Source organism: Vibrio genomosp. F10 str. 9ZD137, from assembly GCF_049974785.1.
Lineage (GTDB): Bacteria > Pseudomonadota > Gammaproteobacteria > Enterobacterales > Vibrionaceae > Vibrio.
Map to the genome: position 1 here is coordinate 1 of NZ_JBNGCJ010000051.1, position 610 is coordinate 610.

The window sequence follows — 610 nt, forward strand, 5'->3', positions numbered from 1 at the left end:
GAAACCGTTACTGGCGCTACGCTTTGAGAGCCAAGCGCAGTCAACGCTGAATTGTTGCTCTGAGCTTGCATCTCTAAATAGTGTGCATGAGCCTTTAGAGTTTCAGCTTGGTGTTGATGGAACATATCCATAGAACGCTGTAGGCTTTCTGGAACTGGCACGCCAGCCGTCGCCATTTTTGCTTGCTCAGACATGAGCGTATTAAACGTATCGCCGTATTGCTGAGGAATGGCCAAGAACTGCTGATGAACTTCAGCGGCTTGCTGTTGAGCGTTAAAGAACGACTGTAATGACGACTCATCAATTGTTACCGACGACGTGGCTTGTGCATTTGATGCCTGTAACTGATTTGCTTGTGTCGACGTAGCGAGTTGCGCTGTCGCCGGTACTTGATCCGTTGCAACGGCAACCGGAACTTCTACTACTTCTGTTTTGATCACTTCTTTTTCCACAATCTTTTCGACTTCAACTTTTATTTCAACGATTTCAGTCTTCTCGGTCACTTGCCCAGTAGACAATGATGTGTCCATCTTCTTACGAGTGGATGGGCTGATGTAGTTCGTTGCGTTGAGCTTAATGTTCATTGGCGAGGTCAGATCGGAAGAGCGGT

1 protein-coding gene is annotated in these 610 nt (G+C 47.2%); it reads right to left on the reverse strand.

The features are described 5' to 3' along the window. A partial coding sequence (locus ACP45E_RS00615; protein ID WP_141707156.1) for a hypothetical protein occupies nucleotides 1-610 on the reverse strand: 610 nt, incomplete at both ends.